We start from the raw sequence: 19,095 nt of genomic DNA on the forward strand, positions 1-19,095 counted from the left end.
GTATACTCGCCGGTCCACGTGAAGGATCTTCTGGAAGCCGTAACGAATTCTTAATTTTGACTTTATGCGGCTAAAAAGTAAAACAAATGCCAGCTTTCGCTAACCAGGACAGGCAATAATCTGTAAATATGTCGAGTTCAGGGCTAAATTGAGCGCCAACTCTTCGATCAACGAGGCAATAGTAAAGGATGAATCAATGGGTCAGTCTGTGGCGAATCTAGTCGATATGCGCGATGTCAGCTTTTCCCGAGGTGACCGCTGCATCTTTGATAATATTTCCCTGACGGTGCCGCGCGGTAAGGTGACGGCGATCATGGGGCCATCAGGCATCGGCAAAACGACGCTGTTACGTCTGATTGGCGGGCAGATCCCGCCAGATAAGGGCGAAATCCTGTTTGACGGCGAAAACGTCCCAGCCATGTCTCGTTCACGTTTGTACACCGTGCGTAAGCGCATGAGTATGCTGTTTCAGTCCGGGGCGCTGTTTACCGACATGAACGTGTTTGACAACGTCGCTTATCCACTGCGTGAGCATACGACGCTGCCCAAGGCGTTGCTCAAGAGCACGGTGATGATGAAACTGGAAGCTGTCGGCCTGCGTGGTGCGGCAAAACTCATGCCTTCTGAATTATCCGGTGGGATGGCGCGACGTGCGGCATTAGCACGCGCCATTGCGCTGGAGCCAGATCTCATAATGTTTGATGAACCGTTCGTCGGTCAGGATCCTATCACCATGGGCGTGCTGGTGAAGCTGATTTCAGAGCTGAACAACGCGCTGGGCGTCACCTGCGTGGTGGTCTCTCACGATGTGCCAGAGGTACTGAGTATTGCGGATTACGCCTATATTATGGCGGACAAAAAGATAGTGGCCTACGGTAGTGCTCAGGCACTACAAGAAAATGCCGATCCGCGCGTGCGTCAGTTCCTCGATGGTATTGCCGATGGGCCGGTTCCGTTCCGCTACCCGGCGGGCGATTACCACACCGATTTACTTAAAACAGGGAGTTAAGCCACCCATGTTGTTAAATGCGCTGGCATCACTCGGACATCGAGGGATAAAAACCCTCAGGACGTTCGGGCGAGCCGGATTAATGTTGTTCAATGCGGTAGTCGGCAAGCCGGAGTTTCGCAAACATGCGCCGCTGCTGATCCGCCAGCTCTATAATGTCGGTGTCCTGTCGATGCTGATCATTATCGTTTCTGGCGTGTTCATCGGGATGGTGCTGGGATTGCAGGGATACCTGGTCCTGACAACCTACAGCGCAGAAACCAGTCTCGGTATGCTGGTGGCGCTGTCTTTGCTGCGAGAACTGGGGCCGGTTGTTGCGGCGCTGCTGTTCGCCGGGCGAGCCGGATCGGCGTTAACCGCTGAAATCGGCCTGATGCGGGCAACCGAGCAGCTTTCCAGCCTGGAAATGATGGCGGTTGATCCTCTGCGTCGAGTGGTCTCTCCGCGTTTTTGGGCGGGTGTCATTTCATTGCCGCTGCTGACGATTATTTTTGTCGCGGTTGGGATTTGGGGTGGCTCGCTGGTCGGCGTTAGCTGGAAGGGGATTGATGCAGGCTTTTTCTGGTCGGCTATGCAAAATGCCGTCGACTGGCGTCTGGATCTGGTCAACTGTTTGATTAAGAGCGTGGTGTTCGCCATTACGGTCACATGGATTGCATTGTTCAATGGTTATGATGCGATTCCGACCTCCGCCGGAATTAGCCGGGCTACGACACGCACCGTTGTGCACGCATCTCTTGCCGTTCTGGGGCTGGATTTTGTGCTGACCGCACTGATGTTTGGGAATTGAGTTCATGCAAACGAAAAAAAATGAAATTTGGGTCGGGGTATTCCTGCTGGTTGCACTGCTGGCGGCGCTATTTGTCTGCCTGAAAGCGGCTAATGTGACCTCCATGCGTACTGAACCAACCTACACGGTTTATGCGACCTTTGATAATATCGGCGGCCTGAGAGAGCGCTCTCCAGTGCGGATTGGTGGGGTTGTTGTGGGGCGAGTTTCGGATATCTCGTTAGATCCCAAAACGTACCTGCCACGCGTAACACTGGACATCGAATCGCGCTTTAACCATATCCCGGACACCAGCTCGCTGAGCATCCGCACCTCTGGTCTGCTGGGTGAGCAGTATCTGGCATTAAACGTGGGTTTTGAAGATCCTGAGCTGGGAACGTCTATCCTCAAAGATGGCAGTACGATTCAGGACACGAAATCCGCGATGGTGCTGGAAGACATGATTGGTCAATTCCTCTACAACAGTAACAGTAAAGGTGATGACAATAAGAATTCTGGCGATGCGCCAGCCGCAACTGAAGGCAATAATGAAGCCACTACGCCTGCGGGCGCAACGAAATAATCTCAGGAGAATCGACGTATGTTTAAACGATTGATGATGGTGGCTATGCTGGTCATTGCCCCACTTAGCGTGGCAACCGCAGCGGACCAGACGAATCCGTATAAACTGATGAATGAGGCGGCGCAGAAAACTTTCGATCGTCTGAAAAACGAACAGCCGAAGATCCGTTCTAACCCGGATTATCTGCGTCAGGTGGTTGATCAGGAACTGCTGCCATATGTGCAGGTTAAGTATGCCGGTGCGCTGGTGCTGGGCCGTTACTACAAAGATGCGACACCGGCCCAGCGTGACGCCTATTTTGCCGCATTCCGCGAATATCTGAAGCAGGCTTACGGTCAGGCGCTGGCGATGTACCACGGTCAGACCTATCAGATTGCCCCTGAACAGCCGCTGGGTGATGCGACCATCGTTCCTATCCGCGTGACGATTATCGATCCAAACGGCCGTCCGCCAGTACGTCTGGATTTCCAGTGGCGTAAAAACTCCCAGACCGGTAACTGGCAGGCATATGACATGATTGCCGAAGGCGTAAGTATGATCACCACCAAACAGAATGAGTGGAGCGACCTGCTGCGCACGAAAGGTATCGATGGCCTGACGGCACAGCTGAAATCTATCTCTCAGCAGAAAATCACTCTGGAAGAGAAGAAATAATGACGCAGTCACTCACCTGGACGCGTGAAGGTGACAAGCTGATGCTCGCGGGAGAGCTGGATCAGGACGTGTTAAATCCGTTATGGGATGCACGCGTTGAGGCGATGAAAGGGGTAACCTGCATCGATCTGAGCCAGGTTTCCCGGGTTGATACCGGTGGTCTGGCATTGCTGTTGCACCTGGTTGACCAGGGCAAGCAACAGGGGAATCGCGTTTCGCTTACCGGTGTTAACGATAAGGTTTATACCCTGGCACAGCTTTACAATTTGCCTGACGACGTCCTTCCGCGTTAATTTTTCCAGGCCGGATAAGGCCTTGTGCCGCCATCCGGCAAAACTCCTGAAGGGGATCTGCCACCAAAGCCTTGTCTGATTTATCAGCGAGGCTTTTTGCTTATTTATGACAGCGCCACTTTGCTCTAAGATGTTGGGCTGTTTTCACTATCTGACGAATGAAGAGCCCATGGAAAATAATGAAATTCAGAGCGTGCTGATGAACGCACTCTCCCTCCAGGAAGTCCACGTTTCTGGTGACGGCAGTCACTTTCAGGTTATTGCCGTGGGTGAGATGTTTGACGGCATGAGCCGGGTCAAGAAGCAGCAATCGGTCTATGGCCCATTGATGGAGTATATTGCGGATAACCGCATTCATGCTGTATCGATTAAAGCGTTTACCCCAGCGGAATGGGCGCGCGATCGCAAACTTAACGGTTTTTGAGCTACGGGTGATATGCCGGTAGCGAAGATGAATTCTTAACAGAGAACAGAATAATGGATAAATTCCGTGTTCAGGGGCCAACCAAGCTCCAGGGCGAAGTCACTATATCAGGCGCTAAAAACGCCGCACTGCCGATCCTTTTTGCGGCGCTGCTGGCTGAAGAACCTGTAGAAATTCAAAACGTCCCAAAACTGAAGGACGTAGATACCTCCATGAAGCTGCTGAGCCAGTTGGGGGCGAAAGTAGAGCGTAATGGGTCTGTGCACATTGATGCGCGTGACGTTAACGTCTTCTGTGCGCCGTACGATCTGGTGAAAACCATGCGTGCGTCTATCTGGGCATTGGGGCCACTGGTCGCTCGTTTTGGTCAGGGTCAGGTATCTCTGCCGGGCGGCTGTACTATCGGCGCGCGCCCGGTTGACCTGCATATTACCGGTCTGGAGCAGTTAGGTGCCACCATCAAGCTGGAAGAAGGCTATGTGAAGGCGTCCGTTGAGGGACGACTGAAAGGCGCACACATTGTCATGGACAAAGTGAGTGTCGGTGCAACGGTTACCATTATGTGCGCGGCAACGCTTGCAGAAGGCACCACCATCATCGAAAACGCCGCTCGCGAACCGGAAATTGTGGATACCGCTAATTTCCTGATTGCGCTGGGTGCGAAGATCACCGGGCAGGGTACCGATCGTATCACCATTGAAGGCGTTGAACGTCTTGGTGGTGGTGTGTATCGCGTTCTGCCAGACCGTATTGAAACCGGGACGTTCCTGGTGGCGGCGGCGATTTCTCGCGGCAAAATTATCTGCCGTAATGCACAACCAGACACACTGGATGCCGTTCTGGCGAAGCTGCGTGATGCCGGTGCGGATATCGAAGTTGGTGAAGACTGGATTAGCCTCGACATGCACGGCAAACGTCCTAAAGCAGTGAATGTGCGCACTGCGCCACATCCGGCTTTCCCGACGGACATGCAGGCCCAGTTCACACTGTTGAACCTGGTGGCCGAAGGTACCGGCTTCATTACGGAAACCGTGTTTGAGAATCGCTTTATGCACGTGCCTGAACTGAGCCGTATGGGTGCCCACGCGGAAATCGAAAGCAATACTGTGATTTGTCACGGCGTTGAAACGCTCTCCGGTGCACAGGTAATGGCGACCGATCTGCGTGCGTCCGCAAGTTTGGTATTAGCGGGATGTATCGCTGAAGGCACAACGGTCGTTGACCGTATTTATCACATCGATCGCGGTTATGAGCGCATCGAGGATAAATTGCGTGCGCTGGGCGCAAACATTGAGCGCATTAAAGGCGAGTAATCGCCAACGCGTGTTGTAACCCCCAGGATCGTTGATCCGGGGGTTACTGCTGTACCGTTACTCAAGACTCTCTTTTTCTTTCCGTACTCTCATCATTCGCGTTCTGTCGATGAATTTATGCGTCCTGGCGTCATGGTAGCGTGACGGCCAAATTACCCACGGGTCTGTTCCCAGTGCTTTCGCGATAATCAATTCACCTTTCGGCCACGGTCGGGTTAACGCATTTGCCAGCGTTGATGAACTTAAGCCATTCTTACGTGACTCAGCGGCCATTGACGTACCTTTCTTACGTAGCCCTGCGATGATGTCAGCCGGATGCCAGTCAATGAATTTGCTTTCCATAGTTCCACATCTCCTTTGGTTAACCAGTTACGGTTTCACAATCAGCCTGTGGAGTTACTATACGCCTCGAGAACGAATGCTCTAAAATGTTCTCGTAAAATGCTTATATATTCAGAATATGCCAAGACTATGCGAGTAGTCTGGCTGTTTTTGTGGGATTTATTAGAGTTTATAGGAGCATTCCCGTGCAGTGCACGGGATGCTGGGAAGCGAGACGAGGGAAATTAACGGTCGCGCTGTACGGCGATATGCGCCAGGCCAATCAGGGCTTCTTTCCACGGAGTATCTGGAAGTACCTGAAGTGCCTCGATGGCTTTGTCAGCCTCTTCTTCGGCGCGTTGACGGGTCCATTCCAGTGACCCGCAAGCATTCATCGCTTCCAGAACCGGCTCCAGCAGGTGGCGACCATTACCTTGCTCAATCGCCTGGCGAATCATTTGCGCCTGCTCAGGGGTGCCGTGGCGCATCGCATGCAGCAACGGTAGCGTAGGTTTACCTTCGTTGAGGTCATCACCCACGTTTTTACCCAACTGTTCGCCATCTGCGCTGTAATCCAGTAAATCGTCGATAAGCTGGAAAGCTGTTCCGAGATAGCGGCCATAATCCTGTAAGCCTTTCTCTTGCTCATCGCTACAACCTGCAAGGATACCTGAGCATTGGGCCGCGGCTTCAAACAGACGAGCCGTCTTGCTGTAGATAACACGCATATAGTTTTCTTCGGTGATATCCGGGTCGTTGACGTTCATTAACTGCAGGACTTCGCCTTCAGCAATGACGTTGACCGCTTTAGACATCACTTCCAGCACTTTCAGGGAGCCGAGGCTGGTCATCATCTGAAAGGCGCGGGTATAGATAAAATCGCCGACCAGAACGCTGGCAGCATTACCAAACGCTGCGTTTGCCGTGGCTTTCCCACGGCGCATATCGGATTCATCCACAACATCGTCATGAAGCAGGGTTGCGGTGTGGATAAACTCGATTAAGGCAGCGATCGTGACGTGGGCATTTTCCTGATAACCAACGGCACGCGCCGCGAGTACGGCGATCATTGGGCGAATGCGTTTTCCGCCGCCGCTCACGATGTAGTACCCCAATTGATTGATCAACTGGACGTCGGAATTGAGCTGTTCAAGGATTGTCGCATTGACCCCCGCCATATCTTGCGCGGTTAACTCATTGATTTTTTCTAAATTCATCGCAAAAGCCGGGCTTCTCGCCCCGATTACCTCACTATTTGAGAAGGTAACGTCGGGTTTAGGGTTAGAAATATATGCTGATTGTACTGAAAAAACGCCGCAGATAAACGTTACGGTACACGTTGTGTTTTTTTTCTTCATGTATTGACGGTAGCACTTGTCAAAGGCTCGCGTTTTGCGTAATATTCGCGCCCTATTGTGAATATTTATAGCGCACTCTGAATCATCAAAAAGGTGTGCGCGGAAGCGGAGTTTTTTATGTACGCGGTTTTCCAAAGTGGTGGTAAACAACACCGAGTAAGCGAAGGTCAGACCGTTCGCCTGGAAAAGCTGGACATCGCAACTGGCGAATCTGTTGAATTCGCAGAAGTTCTGATGATCGCAAACGGTGAAGAAGTCAAAATCGGCGTTCCTTTCGTTGATGGCGGCGTTATCAAAGCTGAAGTCGTTGCTCACGGTCGTGGCGAGAAAGTTAAAATTGTTAAGTTTCGTCGTCGTAAACACTACCGTAAGCAGCAGGGCCATCGTCAGTGGTTCACTGATGTGAAAATCACTGGCATCAGCGCTTAAGTTAAGGGGAGCAGATTAAATGGCACATAAAAAGGCTGGCGGCTCGACTCGTAACGGTCGCGATTCAGAAGCTAAACGTCTGGGCGTAAAACGCTTCGGCGGTGAAACAGTTCTGGCTGGTAGCATCATCGTTCGTCAACGTGGTACTAAATTCCACGCTGGCTCCAACGTTGGTTGCGGCAAAGACCACACTCTGTTTGCTAAAGCAGACGGTAAAGTGAAATTTGAAGTGAAAGGCCCGAAAAACCGTAAATTCATCAGCATTGTTGCTGAATAAGTTTTTCGCGTCCCGGTAACGGATAAAAGCCCCGCAACACGTTGCGGGGCTTTTTACATTCGACGACCGGTAAATATGCTCGTCGCGCCGTGATAACCCGGAAACGAGCCCTTGCAGGGAATACGGCATGAAGCAGCAGGCAGGTATTGGTATTCTTTTAGCACTCACGACAGCTGTCTGTTGGGGGGCTTTACCAATAGCGATGAAGCAAGTGCTGGAGGTGATGGAACCTCCTACCGTCGTGTTCTACCGTTTTTTAATGGCAAGCATTGGCCTTGGCGCTATTCTTGCGGTTAAAAAAAAGCTCCCTCCATTGCGTATTTTTCGCAAAGCGCGTTGGCTGGTGCTGTTGGCTATTGCCACGGGTGGACTGTTCGGTAACTTCATTCTGTTTAGTTCGTCTTTGCAATATTTGAGCCCAACGGCTTCGCAGGTTATCGGTCAACTGTCACCTGTTGGCATGATGATCGCCAGCGTCTTTATCCTGAAGGAGAAGATGCGCGGCACGCAGATTATTGGCGCTATTATGCTTCTGAGCGGATTGGTGTTGTTTTTTAATACCAGTCTGATCGAAATTTTTACCCGGCTGACCGATTACACCTGGGGCGTGATCTTTGGTGTCGGTGCCGCGACGGTTTGGGTGTGTTATGGGGTCGCGCAAAAGGTGTTATTGCGCCGCCTGGCATCACCGCAGATCCTGTTTTTACTGTACACTTTATGTACGATAGCGTTGTTGCCGCTGGCTAAACCCGGTGTAATAGCGCAACTCAGCGACTGGCAGCTTGCCTGCCTCGTGTTCTGCGGCCTGAATACACTGGTAGGATACGGTGCCCTTGCGGAAGCAATGGCTCGCTGGCAGGCGGCACAGGTGAGCGCCATAATTACGCTCACACCGCTGTTTACGTTGTTATTTTCAGATTTATTATCACTGGCCTGGCCCGATTTCTTCGCCAGACCGATGCTAAACCTTTTAGGTTATCTCGGTGCGTTTATCGTGGTTGCGGGCGCGATGTATTCCGCCATTGGTCATCGAATTTGGGGCGGTTTACGTAAGCATGAAACGGTGGTTTCGCAACCCCGCTCAGGCGAATGATTTACGGAGAGTAAAATGAAGTTTGTTGATGAAGCATCGATTCTGGTCGTTGCAGGCGATGGCGGTAACGGTTGTGTCAGCTTCCGCCGCGAAAAATACATCCCGAAAGGCGGTCCGGACGGTGGTGACGGTGGTGATGGCGGTGACGTCTGGCTGGAAGCCGACGAAAACCTGAACACGCTGATCGATTACCGTTTTGAAAAGTCATTCCGTGCGGAACGTGGTCAGAATGGCGCAAGCCGTGATTGCACCGGCAAGCGTGGTAAAGACGTTACCATCAAAGTGCCAGTAGGGACACGCGTCATCGACCAGGGTACGGGCGAAACGATGGGCGACATGACCAAACACGGTCAGCGTCTGATGGTCGCTAAAGGTGGTTGGCACGGCCTGGGTAACACCCGTTTTAAATCGTCGGTCAACCGTACCCCGCGTCAGAAAACGATGGGTACACCTGGCGATAAGCGTGACCTGATGCTGGAGCTGATGCTGTTAGCCGATGTCGGTATGCTGGGTATGCCAAACGCCGGTAAATCGACGTTTATTCGCGCGGTATCTGCGGCGAAACCGAAAGTGGCGGATTATCCGTTCACCACGCTGGTACCGAGCCTCGGCGTTGTGCGTATGGACAACGAAAAGAGCTTCGTGGTTGCTGACATCCCAGGTCTGATTGAAGGCGCTGCTGAAGGCGCTGGTCTCGGTATTCGCTTCCTGAAGCACCTGGAACGTTGCCGCGTACTGCTGCACCTCATTGATATCGATCCGATTGACGGTTCCGATCCGGTAGAAAACGCCCGTATCATTATTGGCGAACTGGAAAAATACAGTCAGGATCTGGCGTCTAAACCGCGCTGGTTAGTGTTCAACAAAATTGATTTGATGGACAAAGCTGAAGCGGAAGAAAAAGCGAAAGCCATCGCTGAAGCGCTGGGCTGGGAAGGTAAATATTACCTGATCTCTGCCGCCAGCCAGCTGGGTGTGAAGGATCTTTGCTGGGATGTGATGACCTTTATCATTGAGAACCCAATCGTTCAGGCTGAAGAAGCGAAACAGCCGGAGAAAGTTGAGTTCATGTGGGATGATTATCACCGTCAGCAGCTCGCTGAAGTCGAAGACGAAGCGGAAGATGACTGGGATGACGATTGGGACGAAGACGACGAAGAAGGCGTTGAGTTCATCTACAAGCGTTAATCTCGTAGCCGGATGACGCTTACGCTTATCCGGCCTACAAAAGCCAACGGGCCGCATTTGCGGCCCGTTTTGTTATGTTCTTTGTAGGCCGGATAAGACGCGTTAGCGTCGCCATCCGGCAATAATGCACTCAGTTATTCTGATATATATCTTTGTACAACCGACTCTCGAAGCGTACCAGTGGAATACGGCGGTTGCGCTGGTCTGCAGGCTCTACCGCATAGCCAGACAGGTACTGCACGAAGGCCATGCGTTGCCCGCTGGCGGTGGTGATGAACCCCGCGAGGTTATATACCCCTTGCAGTGAGCCTGTTTTCGCGGAAACCTTGCCATCAACACCAGCCTGATGCAGGCCTGCACGGTATTGCAGGGAGCCATCGTGGCCAGCCAGTGGCAGCATCGTGATAAAGTTGAGCTCATTGTCATGCTGCGCGATGTATTGCAGCACCTGCATCATGGTGGCGGGGGCAATCAGGTTATGGCGAGAGAGGCCAGAGCCATCGGCAATAATCGTGTTGCCGATATCGACGCCCGCCTGCTGACGCAGGATCTGACGTACGGCATCTGAACCTGCCCGCCAGGTGCCAGGTACGTTAAATCGCGCATGGCCAATCATGCGAAAAACGGTGTCGGCAATCATGTTGTCTGATTTTTTCAGCATAATCTTAAGCAGATCATGCAATGGTGCTGATTGTTTGCTGGCGACGACGGTACCCGGCTCGTTGACCTGAGTCTGACGCAGCAGCGTGCCGCTGTAGGTAATACCCGCTTGTTTTAGCTCATCTTTAAGAATGGCTCCGGCATAGCTGGCACCGTCCTGAATAGCAAACGCCAGTGGCAACGGTTCGGCGCGCTGCGGCAGACACCCGGTCAGCGTAAAGCGGTTCAAATCACCGGGTACCACGTCCAGTTCACAATATTGCGCTTCCGCAGAACCACGTGCGAGGGTGCGAACCTGGCTGAACATGGTCACCGGGTAGTAAGAGGCCACGCGAATATACGCCAAATCGTTGGCTTTTTGTGCGCTGTAGAGCGATACAGAGAAGCAATTTCGGTCGACAATCGCCGCTGCTGGCGGAGCGCTAAAACATTGCGTCATGTCGTTCCAGGGCCAGCCGGGCGCTTTATCATGGCTGGCAAAAATGGAGGTGTCTATCAGGACATTTCCGGCAATTTGCGTCACCCCTGATTTTTTCAGAGTTGCTACCATATTGCGAATATCCTGACGTTTTAACGTCGGATCGGCACCAAATCTCGCAACTAAGTCACCTTTCAATATCCCATTTTCTACGTTGCCTTTTGTCTCAAGCGTCGTGGTGAAACGGAAATCAGGTCCGAGTTGAATCAATGCCGCCAGAGCGGTGATCACTTTCTGGGTACTGGCTGGGAGCGCCATCTGCTGGCTATGGTAATCAATCGTGGGCGCAGGCGCGCCAACCTTCTGTACCATAAGGGCGAGGTTGGCCCCGGCAGGAAGCTGGTTGATGTACTCGTCGACATTCGCAGCCTGAACGCTGAACGCTATACTGGCAGTTAATCCAATGGCAAATCTGGGAAATCGCATAATCTCGCGCTAACAACCTGGAAACAGGCCGTCATACTACGGCGCAACGCCCTAAAAAGTAAACGATGACCCATAGGGAACTCCAGGGTAAAATGAACATCAAATAGAGAATTGTAGCTGACCTGGGACCTCGTGCCCCGGGTCGGTATTTTTTTGCTTCTGACTCTGGCATGGCGTATGCCAGGGTGGGCTTAGCAGCCGGGGTGAGGACAACCACCCCCTACAGGAATGTTCAAGAGGTATAACAAATGCAAGCTATCCCGATGACCTTACGCGGTGCTGAAAAACTGCGCGAAGAACTGGATTTTCTCAAATCTGTGCGTCGCCCTGAAATTATTGCCGCGATCGCGGAAGCGCGTGAACACGGTGACCTGAAAGAGAACGCGGAGTATCACGCGGCTCGTGAACAGCAGGGATTCTGCGAAGGTCGCATTAAAGATATTGAAGCCAAACTGTCTAACGCGCAGGTTATTGACGTCACTAAAATGCCAAATAACGGCCGCGTTGTGTTCGGTGCGACGGTTACCGTTCTGAATCTTGATAACGATGAAGAGCAGACCTGGCGCATTGTGGGCGATGATGAGGCCGATTTTAAACAAAACCTGATTTCGGTGAACTCACCTATTGCTCGTGGCCTGATTGGTAAAGAGCAGGATGACGTGGTGGTTATCAAAACGCCGGGCGGTGAAGTTGAGTATGAAGTGACGAAGGTCGAATACCTGTAAGAATTTCCCAATACACACATCCTGGTTCACGTTGCATACGCGTTGGCTGTGCTCGAATTATTTAGTGTATCTGTAAGATGTTGATGTATTGTAAAGAAAGGAAAAAGGCCGCATAGCGGCCTTTTATCAACGAAGAGAGCGTGGCATTTTGCTCTCCTGCTAGCGGAAATTCCCGCGTTTTACACAAACTTCGTGTTCAACTTTGGGATATTCTTAGCGTGGCAGCGAGATTTTACGTTCTTTAGTCGGGCGATACAGTACCAGCGTTTTGCCGATGACCTGTACATTACAGGCGCCGGTTTCGCGTACGATAGCTTCCACGATCAAGGTTTTAGTATCGCGATCTTCCGAGGCGATTTTCACCTTGATAAGCTCATGGTGCTCTAACGCTTGTTCAATCTCGGCCAGTACCCCTTCGGTCAAACCATTATTGCCAAGCATAACTACAGGCTTGAGCGGATGTGCCAGACCTTTCAGGTGCTGTTTTTGTTTAGTACTCAGATTCATCGTATATTTTTGCTTACGTTGGGATTGAAAACGGGTCATTCTACCGCCATCTCCCATATATCGCCAAATAGCTGTGTAGATATTTACACCATTGGTTACGATGAACTGCCCGATGGGAAAGTGAAATGACAGGTAAAAAGCGTTCTGCCAGCTCGAGTCGCTGGCTTCAGGAACACTTTAGCGATAAATATGTTCAACAGGCACAGAAAAAGGGGTTACGTTCCCGCGCCTGGTTTAAACTTGATGAAATACAGCAAAGTGACAAAATTTTTAAACCGGGGATGACGATTGTTGACCTCGGCGCTGCACCCGGTGGCTGGTCGCAATATGCGGTTACGCAGATCGGAAACAGCGGCCGCATTATCGCTTGCGATCTTTTACCTATGGATCCAATCGTTGGTGTGGACTTCCTTCAGGGCGACTTTCGTGATGAATTAGTCCTGAAAGCGTTACTTGAGCGTGTAGGTGACAGTAAAGTACAAGTTGTCATGTCTGATATGGCGCCAAATATGTGTGGAACACCGGCGGTGGATATTCCCCGGGCCATGTATCTGGTTGAACTGGCACTTGGAATGGCTCGTGATGTATTAGCACCAGGTGGTAGTTTTGTAGTGAAGGTGTTCCAGGGCGAAGGCTTCGATGAGTATCTAAGAGACATTCGCTCCCTGTTTACGAAGGTCAAAGTTCGTAAGCCGGACTCTTCTCGCGCCCGTTCGCGTGAAGTGTACATTGTAGCGACCGGGCGTAAACCATAACCGGTAGATTTCAAACGAAAGTTTGAAAGACACTGGATATAGAGTATCCTGACGCTGTTTTTAACACAGTTGTAATATGAGGTTAATCCCTTGAGTGACATGGCGAAAAACCTAATACTCTGGCTGGTCATTGCCGTTGTGCTGATGTCAGTATTCCAGAGCTTTGGGCCCAGCGAGTCTAATGGCCGTAAGGTTGATTACTCTACCTTCCTGCAAGAGGTCAATCAGGACCAGGTTCGTGAAGCGCGTATCAACGGACGTGAGATTAACGTTACCAAGAAAGATAGTAACCGTTACACGACCTACATTCCGGTTAACGATCCGAAGCTGCTTGATAACCTGCTGACCAAAAACGTCAAGGTTGTTGGCGAGCCGCCTGAAGAGCCGAGCCTGCTGGCTTCTATCTTCATTTCCTGGTTCCCAATGCTGCTGCTGATTGGTGTCTGGATCTTCTTTATGCGTCAAATGCAGGGCGGTGGTGGCAAAGGTGCCATGTCGTTCGGTAAGAGCAAAGCGCGCATGTTGACCGAAGATCAGATCAAAACCACTTTTGCTGATGTCGCGGGTTGTGACGAAGCGAAAGAAGAGGTCGCTGAACTGGTTGAATACCTGCGCGAACCGAGCCGTTTCCAGAAACTGGGCGGTAAGATCCCGAAAGGCGTCCTGATGGTTGGTCCTCCGGGTACAGGTAAAACCCTGCTGGCAAAAGCTATCGCAGGTGAAGCGAAGGTTCCATTCTTCACAATTTCCGGTTCTGATTTCGTGGAAATGTTCGTCGGTGTGGGCGCATCTCGTGTGCGTGACATGTTCGAACAAGCCAAGAAAGCGGCACCGTGCATCATCTTCATCGATGAAATCGACGCCGTAGGTCGCCAGCGTGGCGCTGGTCTGGGTGGCGGTCACGATGAACGTGAACAGACGCTGAACCAGATGCTGGTTGAGATGGACGGCTTCGAAGGTAACGAAGGTATTATCGTTATCGCGGCAACTAACCGTCCTGACGTTCTTGACCCTGCGCTGCTGCGTCCAGGCCGTTTTGACCGTCAGGTTGTTGTTGGTCTGCCGGACGTTCGCGGTCGTGAACAGATTCTGAAAGTGCATATGCGTCGCGTACCGCTGTCTCCGGATATCGATGCGGCAATCATTGCTCGTGGTACGCCTGGTTTCTCCGGTGCGGACCTGGCGAACCTGGTGAACGAAGCGGCACTGTTTGCAGCGCGTGGCAACAAGCGTGTTGTATCGATGGTTGAGTTCGAGAAAGCGAAAGACAAAATCATGATGGGTGCGGAACGTCGCTCCATGGTGATGACGGAAGCGCAGAAAGAATCCACCGCGTACCACGAAGCTGGCCACGCGATTATCGGTCGCCTGGTACCGGAGCACGATCCGGTGCACAAAGTGACGATTATTCCGCGCGGTCGTGCGCTGGGTGTCACCTTCTTCCTGCCTGAAGGCGACGCAATTAGCGCCAGTCGTCAGAAACTGGAAAGTCAGATCTCCACGCTGTACGGCGGTCGTCTGGCAGAAGAGATCATCTACGGTGCTGAACATGTTTCTACCGGTGCGTCCAACGACATTAAAGTCGCGACGAACCTGGCGCGTAACATGGTCACTCAGTGGGGCTTCTCTGACAAACTGGGGCCGTTGCTGTACGCGGAAGAAGAAGGTGAAGTGTTCCTCGGTCGTTCTGTGGCGAAAGCTAAACATATGTCCGATGAAACCGCGCGTATTATTGATCAGGAAGTGAAATTGCTGATTGAACGCAACTATGACCGTGCTCGCCGTCTGTTGAACGACAACCTGGACATTCTGCACTCGATGAAAGATGCGCTCATGAAATATGAGACCATCGATGCACCGCAGATTGATGATCTGATGGCTCGCCGCGATGTACGTCCGCCAGCGGGTTGGGAAGAGTCTGGTTCATCTAACAACTCTGGCAACAATGGCACCCCGAGTGCTCCGCGTCCGGCTGAAGAGCCGCGTACGCCGAACCCGGGCAACATGTCAGAGCAGTTAGGCGACAAATAAGTTATCGTCATCTGATGACCATGTTTTAATTGAAAACCCTGGGGCTTGCTCCGGGGTTTTTCTTATCTGCTTACTCACGATTTTACCAGGGATAACACTATGAAACTCTTTGCTCAGGGATCTTCGCTGGATCTCAGCCATCCCCACGTCATGGGGATTTTAAACGTCACACCAGACTCTTTTTCTGATGGTGGAGCGCACAACTCCCTGGTTGAGGCGGTAAAACACGCAAATCTGATGATTAACGCAGGGGCGACTATCATTGATGTGGGTGGTGAGTCTACGCGACCGGGAGCGGCGGATGTTAGCGTGGAAGAAGAACTGCAGCGTGTAATCCCGGTTGTTGAGGCAATTGCTCAACGTTTTGAAGTATGGATTTCCGTCGATACCTCAAAACCAGAGGTCATTCGTGAGTGCGCCAGAGTAGGGGCGCATATCATTAACGATATACGTTCGCTCTCGGAGCCGGGCGCGCTGGAAGCTGCGGCTGAAACTGGATTACCGGTTTGCCTGATGCACATGCAGGGACAGCCGAAAACTATGCAGGAAGCGCCGAAGTATGAGGATGTGTTTGCTGAGGTAAATCGTTACTTTGTTGAGCAAATAGCACGTTGTGAACGGGCCGGAATCACAAAAGATAAATTGATACTCGACCCAGGATTCGGATTCGGTAAAAATCTTACTCACAACTACACATTGCTGGCACGTCTGGCGGAATTTCATCATTTTAATCTGCCGCTGCTGGTAGGGATGTCACGAAAATCAATGGTTGGCCAATTGCTCAATGTGGGTCCATCTGAGCGTTTGAGCGGCAGCCTTGCATGCGCGGTCATTGCCGCAATGCAGGGGGCGCAGATTATTCGTGTCCATGACGTCAAAGAAACCGTAGAAGCGATGCGTGTGGTGGAAGCCACATTGTCTGCAAAGGAAAACAAACGCTATGAGTAATCGTAAATATTTTGGCACCGATGGGATTCGTGGTCGTGTAGGCGACGCTCCAATCACCCCTGACTTTGTGCTCAAGCTGGGTTGGGCGGCAGGAAAAGTGCTGGCACGTCATGGTTCACGTAAAATCATTATCGGTAAAGATACACGTATTTCCGGCTATATGCTGGAATCTGCGCTGGAAGCGGGCCTGGCTGCCGCGGGGTTGTCAGCTTCTTTCACAGGCCCCATGCCAACACCTGCCGTCGCTTATCTGACGCGTGCTTTCCGTGCTGAAGCCGGGATTGTTATCTCCGCTTCGCACAACCCATTTTATGACAACGGGATTAAATTCTTCTCCATCGACGGAACCAAACTGCCGGATGCAGTTGAAGAAGCCATTGAAGCGGAGATGGAAAAAGCAATCACCTGCGTGGATTCGGCTGAGCTGGGTAAAGCCAGTCGTATTGTCGATGCTGCCGGGCGCTATATTGAGTTCTGCAAAGGCACATTCCCGAATGAACTGAGCCTGAACGAGCTTAAAATTGTGGTGGACTGCGCTAACGGTGCAACGTACCACATTGCGCCAAATGTACTGCGCGAGCTGGGTGCTAACGTCATTGCGATTGGCTGTGAGCCAAACGGTGTAAACATCAATGAAGAAGTCGGCGCGACCGATGTTCGTGCGCTGCAGGCGCGCGTCATCGCGGAAAAAGCCGATTTGGGGATTGCGCTGGACGGTGACGGCGACCGCGTCATTATGGTTGATCACGAAGGTAATAAAGTCGACGGCGACCAGATCATGTACATCATCGCTCGTGAAGCGCTGCGCCAGGGGCAACTGCGCGGTGGCGCGGTGGGTACTCTGATGAGCAACATGGGACTGGAGCTGGCGCTGAAACAACTGGGCATTCCGTTTGCCCGTGCGAAAGTAGGCGACCGTTATGTGCTGGAAAAAATGCAGGAAAAAGGCTGGCGTATTGGTGCGGAAAACTCAGGTCATGTGATCCTGCTGGATAAAACGACCACGGGCGACGGTATTGTGGCGGGTCTGCAGGTATTGGCAGCGATGGTGCGTAACCATATGAGTTTGCACGATCTGTGCAGCGGCATGAAAATGTTCCCGCAACTGCTGGTTAACGTACGTTACACCGCAGGCAGTGGCGATCCGCTGGAACATGAAAGCGTGAAAGCGGTGATGGCAGAGGTTGAAGCGGCACTGGGTAACCGTGGACGCGTACTGCTGCGTAAGTCGGGCACAGAGCCATTAATCCGTGTGATGGTTGAAGGTGAAGACGAAGCACAGGTTACGGAGTTTGCGCACCGCATTGCGGATGCAGTGAAAGCCGTTTAACCCTATCCATAAGTGCAAAAGCCGGAGTCTGAGAGACTCCGGCTTTTTTTTACTGTACTGCAAGCGGTTGTTTACGTCGGCGCTGCCAGAAGTAGCCACTGATCATCAATAGGACGAGGACGGCCAGCCACGGGAGAACCGCCAACAAGTGCCCGGATCGGGCGAATGTCAGTGCAATCATCAGCAACCATCCTCCCAGCATCGGAATTACGGTGCGTTTAACGATATCCACCGGTGATACACCTGCGATCCCGGCGATGGCGATAATTACGCCGGCAATAGGCGACAACGTCCGTCCAATGCCCGCTGAGATCTGAATCGGCAGCATCATAACCGCCACGTCGCTGCCAATATGGCGGCTGATATCCGGCACCATCGGGGCGAAGGAGAAAAATGCTGCATTCCCAGAGCCCATTAACGCTGAAATCGCAAAGGTGATTAGCGTCATCAGCAAGATTATAGACGCTGCGCTGAGGCCAAATTCTCCTGAGAGTGACAGCAGCGCATCAACCGCGCCAATCGCTTTCAGACCGGCGGAGAAAACTTCACCGGCGATAATCAGCGTGACTACCGTGGCAAACACACTGCCCATACTGTCGAAAACTTTTTGTACGCCAGCCATCACTTCGCGAGCTTTACGATGGCGGCAATATTCGCATATCAGAGTAATGGCCAGGCTTATCAGTACGGCGGTATCCAGCGTAATTTTGAGTGAGCTGAACAGCAAATCACTGCACGCCAACATTAAAACCAGCGGTAACATTGGCAGGAACAGCCAGGCAACCGGCGCTTCGGCTTCTTCGGTTGAGGTTAATGTCTGCATTTGCTGCGCGGCATTGTCACCATTCTCCCGGCGATCGAAAAAGCGTTGTACAACGATATGAAGCAGAGCGATGAAAAGAATAACCGGAACGACAATCGGTAACTGATCCTGAACAAAATAGTTAACTACCTCGATACCTGCCGTTTTGGCGGCGAGAACCGAGTTCCCGGATCCCGGGCCAAATTCAACGGCACAGGTACTGGCGATAACCGCAGCGACGGCGGCGCGGCTGCAGCCAAGACGGGTCAGCAGGGGGTAAAGTGTTGCCATCAAAAGCAGACCCAGTCCGGTGGCGCTACTGATAAACAGCGACAGAAATTGGCCCAGCAGCAGGGCCAGCCCGAGCAGTAGATAAGGGGAGTTCAGACGTTGCAGGGGGCGGGATGTGACGCGCACCAGCACCTGACTTGCGCCAATAGCCGACATATAGGTGGCAAAGCCACCTATCAGCATGATTTGTAGTCCAAGACCGCCAAGACGTACGCTCAGGGTATCGCGAATAAACTCAAAGGCGTCAAAGGGACCAAATCCGGTGCTTTTTTTTACCAGGCTACTGAGAGTAGCCATCCCGCTAAAATGCGCGATAAGCAGGAGTACGATCCCGGTTAAGAGCAACACCGACTGAGGGTGATACTTTTTCAGGATCAGACGCCCGGCAAAAATAATGGCGACCAGCGCCAGTAATAATGACATTCTCAACT

General features: G+C 52.0%; 21 protein-coding genes. 16 read left to right on the forward strand and 5 right to left on the reverse strand.

The features are described 5' to 3' along the window. The first annotated feature begins 196 nt into the window (after positions 1-196). From mlaF to murA, 7 genes are all read left to right on the forward strand, one after another. The gene (gene mlaF / locus QMN38_RS17495) at positions 197-1,009 is read left to right on the forward strand and encodes a phospholipid ABC transporter ATP-binding protein MlaF (RefSeq protein WP_048213420.1); all 813 of its coding nucleotides are present in this window, start codon (positions 197-199) and stop codon (positions 1,007-1,009) included. Positions 1,010-1,016: 7 nt separating this feature from the next. Beyond that, on the forward strand, positions 1,017-1,799 hold the full coding sequence (mlaE, locus tag QMN38_RS17500) for a lipid asymmetry maintenance ABC transporter permease subunit MlaE (RefSeq protein WP_048213419.1): 783 nt from the start codon (positions 1,017-1,019) through the stop codon (positions 1,797-1,799). A gap of 4 nt (positions 1,800-1,803) precedes the next feature. Next, entirely contained in the window at positions 1,804-2,361 is a 558-nt protein-coding gene (gene mlaD, locus QMN38_RS17505; RefSeq protein ID WP_048213507.1) for an outer membrane lipid asymmetry maintenance protein MlaD, read from the forward strand. An 18-nt stretch (positions 2,362-2,379) separates the two neighbouring features. Then, entirely contained in the window at positions 2,380-3,015 is a 636-nt protein-coding gene (gene mlaC, locus QMN38_RS17510; RefSeq protein ID WP_040234134.1) for a phospholipid-binding protein MlaC, read from the forward strand. Then, positions 3,015-3,308 (forward strand): lipid asymmetry maintenance protein MlaB, encoded by a 294-nt coding sequence (gene mlaB / locus QMN38_RS17515; RefSeq protein WP_137382434.1) that lies wholly within the window; start codon positions 3,015-3,017, stop codon positions 3,306-3,308. Before mlaC ends, mlaB begins: the two co-directional genes overlap by 1 nt. 169 nt (positions 3,309-3,477) lie before the next feature. Next, positions 3,478-3,732 (forward strand): BolA family iron metabolism protein IbaG, encoded by a 255-nt coding sequence (gene ibaG / locus QMN38_RS17520; protein ID WP_005121314.1) that lies wholly within the window; start codon positions 3,478-3,480, stop codon positions 3,730-3,732. A gap of 53 nt (positions 3,733-3,785) precedes the next feature. Beyond that, on the forward strand, positions 3,786-5,045 hold the full coding sequence (gene murA, locus QMN38_RS17525) for a UDP-N-acetylglucosamine 1-carboxyvinyltransferase (RefSeq protein WP_040234132.1): 1,260 nt from the start codon (positions 3,786-3,788) through the stop codon (positions 5,043-5,045). A 57-nt stretch (positions 5,046-5,102) separates the two neighbouring features. Here the strand turns inward: murA and sfsB are convergent, their stop codons facing one another. Beyond that, positions 5,103-5,387, reverse strand: a complete 285-nt coding sequence (gene sfsB, locus QMN38_RS17530) for a DNA-binding transcriptional regulator SfsB (RefSeq protein ID WP_323605460.1) — start codon at positions 5,385-5,387, stop codon at positions 5,103-5,105. Positions 5,388-5,611: 224 nt separating this feature from the next. Beyond that, on the reverse strand, positions 5,612-6,583 hold the full coding sequence (ispB, locus tag QMN38_RS17535; RefSeq protein WP_271449025.1) for an octaprenyl diphosphate synthase: 972 nt from the start codon (positions 6,581-6,583) through the stop codon (positions 5,612-5,614). A 258-nt stretch (positions 6,584-6,841) separates the two neighbouring features. Between ispB and rplU the strand changes: the two genes are divergently transcribed. The 4 genes from rplU to cgtA all read left to right on the forward strand — a co-directional run bounded on the left by rplU (position 6,842) and on the right by cgtA (position 9,711). After that, positions 6,842-7,153, forward strand: a complete 312-nt coding sequence (rplU, locus tag QMN38_RS17540; RefSeq protein ID WP_003025032.1) for a 50S ribosomal protein L21 — start codon at positions 6,842-6,844, stop codon at positions 7,151-7,153. Between the two features lie 19 nt (positions 7,154-7,172). Further along, on the forward strand, positions 7,173-7,430 hold the full coding sequence (gene rpmA / locus QMN38_RS17545; protein WP_003025030.1) for a 50S ribosomal protein L27: 258 nt from the start codon (positions 7,173-7,175) through the stop codon (positions 7,428-7,430). Between the two features lie 127 nt (positions 7,431-7,557). After that, the gene (locus tag QMN38_RS17550; protein ID WP_048213413.1) at positions 7,558-8,523 is read left to right on the forward strand and encodes a DMT family transporter; all 966 of its coding nucleotides are present in this window, start codon (positions 7,558-7,560) and stop codon (positions 8,521-8,523) included. A gap of 15 nt (positions 8,524-8,538) precedes the next feature. Next, positions 8,539-9,711, forward strand: a complete 1,173-nt coding sequence (cgtA, locus tag QMN38_RS17555; protein ID WP_003828732.1) for an Obg family GTPase CgtA — start codon at positions 8,539-8,541, stop codon at positions 9,709-9,711. Between the two features lie 130 nt (positions 9,712-9,841). On the opposite strand, the gene dacB is transcribed toward cgtA, so the two are convergent. Then, positions 9,842-11,275, reverse strand: a complete 1,434-nt coding sequence (gene dacB, locus QMN38_RS17560) for a serine-type D-Ala-D-Ala carboxypeptidase (RefSeq protein WP_271449026.1) — start codon at positions 11,273-11,275, stop codon at positions 9,842-9,844. A 248-nt stretch (positions 11,276-11,523) separates the two neighbouring features. On the opposite strand from dacB, the gene greA reads away from it, so the two are divergent. Further along, positions 11,524-12,000 carry a transcription elongation factor GreA gene (gene greA / locus QMN38_RS17565; protein ID WP_003025019.1) on the forward strand — a complete coding sequence of 159 codons (477 nt, stop codon included), beginning with the start codon at positions 11,524-11,526 and terminating at the stop codon, positions 11,998-12,000. A gap of 213 nt (positions 12,001-12,213) precedes the next feature. Here greA and yhbY read toward each other — a convergent pair whose 3' ends face one another. Further along, positions 12,214-12,507 carry a ribosome assembly RNA-binding protein YhbY gene (gene yhbY / locus QMN38_RS17570; protein ID WP_003025016.1) on the reverse strand — a complete coding sequence of 98 codons (294 nt, stop codon included), beginning with the start codon at positions 12,505-12,507 and terminating at the stop codon, positions 12,214-12,216. 125 nt (positions 12,508-12,632) lie between these two features. Between yhbY and rlmE the strand changes: the two genes are divergently transcribed. From rlmE to glmM, 4 genes are all read left to right on the forward strand, one after another. Continuing rightward, on the forward strand, positions 12,633-13,262 hold the full coding sequence (rlmE, locus tag QMN38_RS17575) for a 23S rRNA (uridine(2552)-2'-O)-methyltransferase RlmE (protein WP_137382431.1): 630 nt from the start codon (positions 12,633-12,635) through the stop codon (positions 13,260-13,262). A gap of 99 nt (positions 13,263-13,361) precedes the next feature. Continuing rightward, positions 13,362-15,293, forward strand: coding sequence for an ATP-dependent zinc metalloprotease FtsH (gene ftsH / locus QMN38_RS17580; RefSeq protein ID WP_271449027.1), 1,932 nt, complete (start codon positions 13,362-13,364; stop codon positions 15,291-15,293). Positions 15,294-15,392: 99 nt separating this feature from the next. After that, a complete protein-coding gene (folP, locus tag QMN38_RS17585) occupies positions 15,393-16,241 on the forward strand; it encodes a dihydropteroate synthase (RefSeq protein ID WP_323605463.1) in 849 nt (282 codons plus the stop codon). Continuing rightward, positions 16,234-17,571 carry a phosphoglucosamine mutase gene (gene glmM, locus QMN38_RS17590; protein WP_101741911.1) on the forward strand — a complete coding sequence of 446 codons (1,338 nt, stop codon included), beginning with the start codon at positions 16,234-16,236 and terminating at the stop codon, positions 17,569-17,571. The genes folP and glmM overlap by 8 nt, the downstream gene beginning before the upstream one ends. Before the next feature lie 49 nt (positions 17,572-17,620). On the opposite strand, the gene dcuC is transcribed toward glmM, so the two are convergent. Continuing rightward, on the reverse strand, positions 17,621-19,087 hold the full coding sequence (gene dcuC / locus QMN38_RS17595) for a C4-dicarboxylate transporter DcuC (RefSeq protein WP_323605466.1): 1,467 nt from the start codon (positions 19,085-19,087) through the stop codon (positions 17,621-17,623). Positions 19,088-19,095 lie beyond the last annotated feature (8 nt).

The sequence above is a fragment of the Citrobacter sp. R-1.5.2 genome (assembly GCF_035064245.1).
Classification (GTDB): domain Bacteria; phylum Pseudomonadota; class Gammaproteobacteria; order Enterobacterales; family Enterobacteriaceae; genus Citrobacter.

Coding starts and splice junctions, on each gene's coding strand:
- mlaF (WP_048213420.1), top strand. CDS start 197: ATGGGTCAGTCTGTGGCGAATCTAGTCGATATGCGCGATGTCAGCTTT.
- mlaE (WP_048213419.1), top strand. CDS start 1,017: ATGTTGTTAAATGCGCTGGCATCACTCGGACATCGAGGGATAAAAACC.
- mlaD (WP_048213507.1), top strand. CDS start 1,804: ATGCAAACGAAAAAAAATGAAATTTGGGTCGGGGTATTCCTGCTGGTT.
- mlaC (WP_040234134.1), top strand. CDS start 2,380: ATGTTTAAACGATTGATGATGGTGGCTATGCTGGTCATTGCCCCACTT.
- mlaB (WP_137382434.1), top strand. CDS start 3,015: ATGACGCAGTCACTCACCTGGACGCGTGAAGGTGACAAGCTGATGCTC.
- ibaG (WP_005121314.1), top strand. CDS start 3,478: ATGGAAAATAATGAAATTCAGAGCGTGCTGATGAACGCACTCTCCCTC.
- murA (WP_040234132.1), top strand. CDS start 3,786: ATGGATAAATTCCGTGTTCAGGGGCCAACCAAGCTCCAGGGCGAAGTC.
- sfsB (WP_323605460.1), bottom strand. CDS start 5,387: ATGGAAAGCAAATTCATTGACTGGCATCCGGCTGACATCATCGCAGGG.
- ispB (WP_271449025.1), bottom strand. CDS start 6,583: ATGAATTTAGAAAAAATCAATGAGTTAACCGCGCAAGATATGGCGGGG.
- rplU (WP_003025032.1), top strand. CDS start 6,842: ATGTACGCGGTTTTCCAAAGTGGTGGTAAACAACACCGAGTAAGCGAA.
- rpmA (WP_003025030.1), top strand. CDS start 7,173: ATGGCACATAAAAAGGCTGGCGGCTCGACTCGTAACGGTCGCGATTCA.
- QMN38_RS17550 (WP_048213413.1), top strand. CDS start 7,558: ATGAAGCAGCAGGCAGGTATTGGTATTCTTTTAGCACTCACGACAGCT.
- cgtA (WP_003828732.1), top strand. CDS start 8,539: ATGAAGTTTGTTGATGAAGCATCGATTCTGGTCGTTGCAGGCGATGGC.
- dacB (WP_271449026.1), bottom strand. CDS start 11,275: ATGCGATTTCCCAGATTTGCCATTGGATTAACTGCCAGTATAGCGTTC.
- greA (WP_003025019.1), top strand. CDS start 11,524: ATGCAAGCTATCCCGATGACCTTACGCGGTGCTGAAAAACTGCGCGAA.
- yhbY (WP_003025016.1), bottom strand. CDS start 12,507: ATGAATCTGAGTACTAAACAAAAACAGCACCTGAAAGGTCTGGCACAT.
- rlmE (WP_137382431.1), top strand. CDS start 12,633: ATGACAGGTAAAAAGCGTTCTGCCAGCTCGAGTCGCTGGCTTCAGGAA.
- ftsH (WP_271449027.1), top strand. CDS start 13,362: ATGGCGAAAAACCTAATACTCTGGCTGGTCATTGCCGTTGTGCTGATG.
- folP (WP_323605463.1), top strand. CDS start 15,393: ATGAAACTCTTTGCTCAGGGATCTTCGCTGGATCTCAGCCATCCCCAC.
- glmM (WP_101741911.1), top strand. CDS start 16,234: ATGAGTAATCGTAAATATTTTGGCACCGATGGGATTCGTGGTCGTGTA.
- dcuC (WP_323605466.1), bottom strand. CDS start 19,087: ATGTCATTATTACTGGCGCTGGTCGCCATTATTTTTGCCGGGCGTCTG.